The 9068-nt window shown below is 44.1% G+C and carries 4 protein-coding genes and 1 riboswitch; of the genes, 2 read left to right on the top strand and 2 right to left on the bottom strand.

The window, feature by feature from the left end:
- Positions 1-65 precede the first annotated feature (65 nt).
- On the bottom strand, positions 66-1205 hold the full coding sequence (locus AB4263_RS24125; RefSeq protein ID WP_372099035.1) for an alanine--glyoxylate aminotransferase family protein: 1140 nt from the start codon (positions 1203-1205) through the stop codon (positions 66-68).
- A 176-nt stretch (positions 1206-1381) separates the two neighbouring features.
- Positions 1382-1559: riboswitch (Lysine riboswitch) on the top strand.
- Between the two features lie 108 nt (positions 1560-1667).
- On the opposite strand from AB4263_RS24125, the gene lysC reads away from it, so the two are divergent.
- Positions 1668-3035, top strand: coding sequence for a lysine-sensitive aspartokinase 3 (gene lysC, locus AB4263_RS24120; protein WP_372099034.1), 1368 nt, complete (start codon positions 1668-1670; stop codon positions 3033-3035).
- Positions 3036-3149: 114 nt separating this feature from the next.
- Here the strand turns inward: lysC and metH are convergent, their stop codons facing one another.
- Complete coding sequence (gene metH / locus AB4263_RS24115) at positions 3150-6827, bottom strand: methionine synthase (RefSeq protein WP_372099033.1); 3678 nt, start codon at positions 6825-6827, stop codon at positions 3150-3152.
- Positions 6828-6996: 169 nt separating this feature from the next.
- Between metH and AB4263_RS24110 the strand changes: the two genes are divergently transcribed.
- Complete coding sequence (locus AB4263_RS24110) at positions 6997-8277, top strand: sodium:proton antiporter (protein WP_017061334.1); 1281 nt, start codon at positions 6997-6999, stop codon at positions 8275-8277.
- Positions 8278-9068 lie beyond the last annotated feature (791 nt).

Here is a 9068-nt window from a genome sequence, read left to right as displayed (position 1 = left end):
CGGCGCACCAACAAAAAAGCGCACGATCTCTCGTGCGCTTTTCTTTTTAATTTCAGTTCATGCAGCTACTTCAAAACATCTTTTAGCGCTTTTAGGCACAACGCGACATTCGCTTTACGAGCACCGTAACCCATTAGGCCGATACGCCATGCCTTACCAGCCAAAGAGCCAAGCCCAGCACCGATTTCAAGATTATATTCTTCTAAAAGCTGCGTTCTGATCTTAGCCTCATCAATTCCTTCTGGGAAATAAAGTGCATTAAGCTGCGGCAGGCGGCTCTCTTCATCAACCACAAACTTTAACCCTAGAGATTCTACGCCTTCTTTAAGCTCTTGGTGCATCGCATGATGACGAGACCACGCATTATCTAAGCCTTCATTTTTCAACAAAACCAGCGACTCATGCAGAGCATAAAGGCTGTTCACGGGTGCGGTATGGTGGTAGCTACGCTTACCTTCTCCACTCCAGTAACCTAATACTAAACTTTGATCCAAAAACCAGCTTTGCACTGGTGCTTTACGGGCTTTCATTTTATCAACCGCACGCTGAGAGAAAGTCACTGGAGATAGCCCTGGCACACAAGACAGACACTTTTGGCTGCCAGAATAAACCGCATCAAGCTGCCACTCATCAACCAGCAATGGCACACCACCTAATGATGTCACTGCATCAACAATCGTTAACGCATCAAACTGACGAGCGACAGCAGAGATAGCTTGAGCATCAGATAACGCTCCGGTTGATGTCTCTGCATGCACAAATGCAACAGCAACGGCATCGGGGTTTTCTGCCAATGCTTGTTCTACCTTTTCAACTGAAACGGGCTTGCCCCATTCGTCATCAACAAGGATGGCTTCGCCACCACAACGCACCACGTTTTCTCGCATACGCTCACCGAAGACACCGTTACGACAAACAATCACCTTTTCACCAGGCTCAATCAAGTTAACAAAACAGGTCTCCATACCCGCACTGCCCGGTGCAGAAACGGCAATCGTAAATTCGTTTTCAGTCTGAAAAGCGTATTTAAGAAGCTGTTTAAGCTCGTCCATCATCGCAATAAACAGCGGATCTAAGTGACCTATGGTTGGACGGCTCAAAGCCTGTAACACTTGAGGTGAGATATCTGAAGGACCAGGTCCCATTAACGTTCGGTGTGGTGGATAAAAGCTATCGATAGCAGTAGTGAGTGGTAAATTAGACATGTACATCCCTTACGTTAATGTTGTGAACAATCCACCCTAAAGCAAATTGATTACCTCAGCAATTAGCCATAAGTATTGAGGTCAAACCACTGTCACATAATTGTTAAAATTATTTTTCAATTATCTCAAGTTACGGATTGACATTGTTACCACAAAAACGTTCAATGAAACGGCTATCTAGCAGAAGAGGAGCACTGCCCAGGCAGATGTTTTGTGGAACCGCATTTCCAATACAAAACATTTATGGGGAGCAGTGCCGAGATAATAAAAGGATGCAGGACCTTTATTATCGGTTGAGCGGGCTGAATCCCGTCAACTGTCGCCATTTCTATATGGTGAAGAGCTTCTGAGGTTACTATTCTAATAATTCCTCTCTTTTTGCTCTAAAACTCTCTTCGAAAAACATCGGACGTTGGATTACCCAACCGTAATTTTATTTTAGGAAGTCGTGGGAGATATATCGTGAGTGCATCTAATGTAGCTGGTTCTTTTAATGTCGCTAAGTTTGGTGGAACAAGTGTTGCCAACTTTGAAGCAATGAGCCGTTGTGCTGCCATTATTGAAAACAACTCAAACACGAAACTGGTCGTGAGTAGTGCATGCTCTGGTGTCACTAACTTGCTGGTTGAACTAGCACATGGTGTTCAAGACAAAGCTCGTCGTCAGGAACTAATGGCGCAATTAGCGGACATTCACAACGCAATTCTTGACCAACTCGCAGATCCAATCAGCGTCGAAAAAGAAGTTCACTCCATTCTTGATGACATTGCGAGCGCTGCCGAGGCTGCATCATTCCAAACAAGCACTAAACTGACCGATCACCTTGTCGCATGTGGCGAGTTGATGTCGACACACATCTTGGCTCAGATCATCCGTGAACGAGGCACTCCTGCTGTTCGCTTTGATATCAGAGATGTGATGCGCACTAATGATGATTTTGGTAAAGCCGAACCTCAACTAGAAGATATTGCCGCTCTAGCGAAAGAGAAACTGATTCCACTTTGCCAACAACAAGTTGTCGTTACACAAGGTTTTATCGGTGCTGATAGCGAAGGCAACACCACGACTTTAGGCCGCGGTGGCAGTGATTACTCAGCAGCATTGATTGCCGAATCTGTAAAGGCGATTGGTCTAGAAATCTGGACGGATGTTCCGGGTATTTACACCACTGACCCTCGTATTGCACCTAAAGCTTCTCCTATCCCAGAGATCAGCTTTAGTGAAGCCTCTGAGATGGCAAACTTTGGAGCGAAGATCCTCCACCCATCGACTCTCGTGCCTGCACTACGTCATCAGATTCCGGTATTTGTCGGCTCTTCAAAAGCACCAGAGTTGGGTGGAACTTGGATTCGCCAACAGGTGGAAAGCTCTCCACTATTCAGAGCCCTCGCCCTTCGCTGCAACCAAACCATGGTTACGCTGCGTAGCGCTAGTATGTTCCATGCTTACGGCTTTCTTGCGAAAGTGTTCGAGATCCTTGCTAAACATAAGATCTCTGTCGATCTGATTACTACCTCTGAGATCAGTGTGTCACTGACACTCGATCAAACTGATACATCTGGTGGTGCTCCTGAATTACCAGAAGCAGCACGTCTTGAGCTAGAAGAGCTGTGTTCTGTCGATATTGAGCACGACCTATGCCTTGTTGCACTTATTGGTAACAACATGAGTGAAAGCAAAGGCTATGCGAAGCAGGTCTTCGGCACTCTTGAAGATTTCAACCTACGCATGATTTGTTACGGAGCAAGCCCACACAACCTGTGTTTCTTGCTAGATGAATCTGTTTCTAAGTTGGCGATTCAAAAACTGCACCAAGAATTGTTTGAGTAAAAATGCGTTTATCACCAACAGATAAATAACTAAATCTCAGATACAAAAAGGGTTGCTATTAAGCAACCCTTTCTCTTTTTTACTATACGAATCAAAGCTCGTCGTAGATTCAAACTAGTTAATGTTTGGACCTAACCACTTCTCGGCTTCTAACATGTCCCAACCTTTGCGGTCAGCATAGCTATCCACTTGATCCTGTTGAATCTGTGCAATAGCAAAGTATCTAGCATCAGGGTGTGAGAAATACATACCAGACACTGAGGCACCAGGCCACATCGCGTAGCTTGTCGTTAATGACATATCGATTGCCTTTTCAACGTCCATCAGCTCCCACAACGTACCTTTCTCTGTATGCTCTGGGCAAGCAGGGTAACCTGGAGCTGGACGAATACCTTGGTATTTCTCTCGAATCAAATCGTCGTTAGACAAATTCTCATCTGGCGAGTAACCCCAAATATCCTTTCTCACTTCTTTATGCAGATATTCCGCGAACGCCTCAGCCAATCGGTCAGCAACCGCCTGAATCATAATCGCGTTGTAGTCATCGCCTTTCGCTTTGTATTCATCAGCCAGCTCTCGCTCACCAATACCACCCGTAACCGCAAAGCCACCAATCCAATCCGCTTTACCGCTTTCTTTTGGCGCAATGTAATCAGACAAACAGTAGTTAAAGCCTTTTGGTTTCTCTGTTTGTTGACGAAGATTGTGTAAAACTTTTAGAACTTCGGTACGAGATTCATCGGTATACACCTCAATATCATCACCAACACTGTTCGCTGGGAACATGGCACACATACCACGCGCTTCAAGCAGCTTCTCTTTCTCTACGCGATCCAGTAAATCATTAGCATCTTTGAATAAACGTTTTGCCTCTTCACCCACTTCTTCATGATCAAGGATTGCAGGGTATTTACCAACCAATGACCATGTCATAAAGAATGGAGTCCAATCGATGTACTGACGCAAAGTTGCCACATCAAAATCATTGAAGATGTGAACTCCCGGCTTAGCGGGTGCCGGTGGCGTATACGCATCCCAATCGATAGCAACTTTATTGGCACGAGCTATTTCAAGCGTGACAGGCTTGGTACGAGGCTTCTTACGATTGTGCTGATCTCGAACGCGATCGTAATCGATATCCAGCTTCTCAACGAAAGCGGGTTTCAATTCATCAGAAAGTAGTGAAGTACAAACACCCACTGCACGCGAGGCATTATTTACGTATACAACAGGTTCTGAATAATTCTGCTCAATCTTAACTGCTGTGTGAGCTTTAGATGTGGTTGCGCCGCCAATCAAAAGAGGCAGCTTGAAACCCTGTCTCTCCATTTCTTTAGCAACATGTACCATTTCATCAAGAGACGGTGTAATCAGCCCAGACAGGCCAATAATGTCGACATTCTCTTCTTTCGCTACCTTGAGAATCTTCTCGCAAGAAACCATCACACCTAAGTCGATAATTTCGTAGTTATTACACTGTAAAACCACACCAACGATATTTTTACCGATATCGTGAACGTCACCTTTAACGGTCGCTAACAAAATCTTACCGTTAGTTGCGCCCACTTCTTTGGATGCATTAATGAATGGTTCTAAATGGGCAACCGCCTGTTTCATCACACGCGCAGACTTTACAACCTGTGGTAAGAACATCTTACCTTCACCAAACAGGTCACCAACAACGTTCATTCCGTCCATTAGAGGACCTTCAATCACTTCAATAGGACGAGAGGCATTAACACGAGCTTCTTCGGTATCTTCAACAATAAAGTCGGTGATACCTTTTACCAAAGAGTGCTCCAAACGCTTCTCTACAGGCCAAGTTCGCCACTCTAATGCAGATTTATCTTCAACCTTACCAACAGCACGCTCTAGGTATTCGGTCGCCATATCCAGCAATCTTTCAGTCGAATCATCACGACGGTTTAGTACCACATCTTCAACAGCATCACGCAGATCTTCTGGAACATTATCGTAAATTTCCAACTGACCAGCGTTTACAATGCCCATATCCATACCGTTTTTAAAACAGTGATATAGGAATACCGCGTGAATAGCCTCACGGACGTAGTTATTACCACGGAATGAGAATGAAACATTCGACACACCGCCAGAGATCATCGCATGCGGGAGATCGCGTTTGATGTCTCCTACTGCTTCAATGAAATCAACCGCATAGTTATTATGCTCATCGATACCAGTAGCCACTGCGAAAATATTCGGGTCAAAAATAATATCTTCTGGTGGGAAACCGACTTCATCAACAAGAATGTTGTAGGCATTGGTACAGATTTCGACTTTACGCTCTCGAGTATCAGCCTGCCCGACTTCATCAAACGCCATCACGATGACAGCAGCACCATAACGACGAACTAATTTGGCTTGCTCAACAAACTTCTCTTTGCCTTCTTTTAGAGAGATTGAGTTAACGATGCCTTTGCCTTGAATACACTTTAGGCCAGCTTCGATAACTTCCCACTTAGAAGAATCGACCATAACAGGTACTTTCGAGATTTCAGGTTCTGAAGCACATAGATTCAGGAATTTAACCATACACGCCTCGGCGTCTAGCATCCCTTCATCCATGTTGATATCGATAATTTGAGCACCATTCTCGACTTGCTCTCGAGCAACACTCAAGGCTTCGTCGTAAAGCTCTTCTTTAATCAGGCGCTTAAAGCGAGCTGAGCCCGTCACATTGGTACGCTCACCCACATTCACGAATAAAGATTCTTTAGCAATCGTCAGAGGCTCTAGCCCCGAAAGGCGACAAGAAACCGGTAAGTCTGGCAATTGACGCGGCGTTACACCTTCAACAGCCTCAGCCATTTGGCGGATATGCTCTGGAGTAGTACCACAACAACCACCAATTAGGTTCAAGAAGCCACTTTCAGCCCACTCTTTAACATGTTCAGCCATATCCTCAGGAGAAAGGTCATACTCGCCAAATGCATTAGGCAAACCCGCATTAGGGTGAGCAGAAACATTGCACTCTGAGATACGAGACATCTCACCGACATACTCACGCAGTTCATCAGGGCCCAATGCACAGTTCAATCCAAATGAGATTGGTTTTACATGACGAAGGGCGTTGTAGAATGCTTCTGTCGTCTGTCCTGAAAGGGTACGACCTGATGCGTCAGTGATGGTACCGGAAATCATCACTGGAAGAGCAATACCCACCTCTTCAAAAACAGATTCAACGGCAAAGGCACACGCTTTCGCGTTTAACGTATCAAAGATAGTTTCAATAAGAATTAAATCTGAACCGCCCTTAATGAGCGCGCGAGTCGATTCAGAATAGGCTTCAACCAGTTCGTCAAAGCTAACATTACGGTAACCTGGATCGTTTACATCAGGCGAGATAGAACAAGTTCGGTTGGTTGGACCTAATACACCCGCGACGAAGCGAGGTTTATCTGGGGTCTTTGCAGTCCATTCATCAGCTGCTTCACGAGCAAGCTTGGCAGCAGCAAAGTTAATCTCTTCACTAAGGCTTTCCATATCATAGTCGGCCATAGCGATGGTTGTAGCGTTAAAGGTATTGGTTTCGAGGATGTCAGCCCCAGCTTCCAAGTATTCTGAATGGATATCTTTGATAAGCTTAGGCTGTGTAAGAACTAAAAGGTCATTGTTGCCCTTTAAGTCACTGTGCCAATCAGCAAAGCGTTCACCACGATAGTCTTGCTCTTCCAATTTATAATCCTGAATCATGGTGCCCATGCCACCATCAATCAGTAAAATTCGTTGCTTCAACAGAGCGTCAATCTTTTGCCTTACATTACTTCCCACGGTACAACCTCATTCCTTTAATTATCCCTCCATCCTATCACACATTAAAAAGGAGTCTAGACGTCTAAAAAAGGAAATTGATTACTGAGTCATGACAAAAAAATGTTTGCTATTTGAGCATGAGACAACGAAAATTCATATTCATACTTTGTTACATGTTGGAATCCCAATGTCGGTCTATTACACCTTATGCTTCTTGTCCGCTGCAGCCATGCTTATTGCTTTCGTGAATACAAAAATTGGTAAAATGCAGACAACCATCGCCATCACAGCAGGCTCAATGATGTTATCTCTATTGATTATCATTGCGGGACAAAACAATTGGTTCCAATTGGCTGACATCGCCTCAGAAACCGTTGCCAGTATCAATTTTGAAGATTTCCTTCTAAAAGGGATATTAGGATTCTTACTATTTGCAGGCGGTTTGGGAATCAAATTACCAAACCTAAAAGACCAGAAATGGGAAATAACAGTACTCGCGTTAGGTGCTACGCTGTTTTCAACATTCTTTATCGGTTTTGTGCTGTACGGGTTTTGCCAGTTCATCGGTATTCAATTTGATCTGATTTACTGCCTACTCTTTGGCTCGCTAATCTCTCCAACCGATCCCATCGCCGTGCTAGCAATAGTAAAGAAACTCGACGCTCCCAGAAGAATCTCTACTCAAATCGAGGGAGAATCTCTATTCAACGATGGTTTTGGCTTAGTTATCTTCGTAACCCTATTTACTATCGCATTCGGCACAGAAGCGCCAACCGTCGGTAGTGTGACCATGCTATTCGTTCAAGAGGCGATTGGCGGCATTGTCTATGGTTTTGTTTTAGGTCTTGTATTCCACTACCTAATCAGCAATACCGATGACCACTCGATGGAGTTGCTATTAACCATCGGCATCCCAACTGCTGGTTATGCGTTTGCTGAAGTTCTACATGTATCAGGACCATTAGCGATGGTGGTCTCAGGTATCATGATTGGTAACTGGACTCGCTTTATCGGATTCTCAAAAGAGAGTGAAGATCACTTAGATCATTTCTGGGAATTGATAGATGAATTCTTAAACGGCGTATTATTCCTACTAATTGGTATGTCGATGCTGTTATTCAAATTCCACCAAGAAGATTGGATCTTAATGGCTTTCGCAGTCCCTCTAGTATTGAGTGCACGTTACTTGAGTGTTTTCTTGTCTTACATCGGATTTAAACGCTTTAGAACTTACAACCCGTGGTCGATTAAGATTCTAACTTGGGGTGGTTTACGCGGTGGCTTAGCACTAGCCATGGCACTTTCAATCCCTTCAGGTATCTGGGTAATTGAAGACAAAGCAATCGATGTTAAAGAGATAATCCTTGTCATGACATACGCCGTTGTTGTGTTTTCTATTCTGGTTCAAGGCTCAACTATCACTCCTATGATAGAGAAAGCAAAACAAGCAGAGAAAGAGCTAGATTAATATCTAAATAGATCAACCAAGGCCGCCTACTTTAGGTGGCCTTTTTTATACCTAATGAAAGTCAAACTCGCCAATTCCCTCACTGAAGTTATCGTTGAAAGGTATGCGTGGAACATAGAGATTATATCGATATTTGATACCGCGAGTATTTGAGTAGTCGAAAGCCTTGTTGTGGGTATCCAGAACTCTTTAAGTAGGTTAAGTCATACAGAGAACTCGTTCTTGTGCACACTCGCTAGTCTACCCAATAACCCACTCTCAAGTTATATAAGCTTCAATCGAAAGGCTTCACCTTTCACCTGGAAACAAAAATAACGGGACTCAACGTCTCGCTAGAATAGCGTTAGTTATTAACAGGACTACGGAGCTAGATGAGTGGTGAACAGAAAGCTTTAGCTTTGAACTAAGTCATTAAATACAGCAAGGCTGCACTAAATCAGTGTTCGATAGAGATAGCTAAAGGAACACATGGTACTTCAAGTGATACTTGTAAAAATGACAGGAATAAAAAGCGCTAGCATTTCTGCCGAGACGTGCAGACTAGAGTCTTAAATATGGCAAGGCTGGAATGAGTAGGCACTCCGGAGATTCGAGCACGCAGGTGAGCTAGGAGCGCCTAGTTATCCCAACATTACTTCGTAGAAGCAGCAGATACAAAAAAGCCCCAGTATTTCTGCTGAGGCTTAGTATATGGAAAGGTTGGAGGTTTAGACTCCCAACACGCGCTGTTTTGGTAAGTAGGAGAATCCGCGGCTTTGCTAATGGCGTATATTATACCAATCCGGAAAATT

This window comes from Vibrio sp. 10N.261.55.C5 (assembly GCF_041470505.1).
Taxonomy (GTDB): Bacteria; Pseudomonadota; Gammaproteobacteria; order Enterobacterales; family Vibrionaceae; genus Vibrio; species Vibrio crassostreae_C.
This window is presented reverse-complemented; position numbering and strand designations above follow the sequence as displayed.

Coding starts and splice junctions, on each gene's coding strand:
- AB4263_RS24125 (WP_372099035.1), bottom strand. CDS start 1,205: ATGTCTAATTTACCACTCACTACTGCTATCGATAGCTTTTATCCACCA.
- AB4263_RS24110 (WP_017061334.1), top strand. CDS start 6,997: ATGTCGGTCTATTACACCTTATGCTTCTTGTCCGCTGCAGCCATGCTT.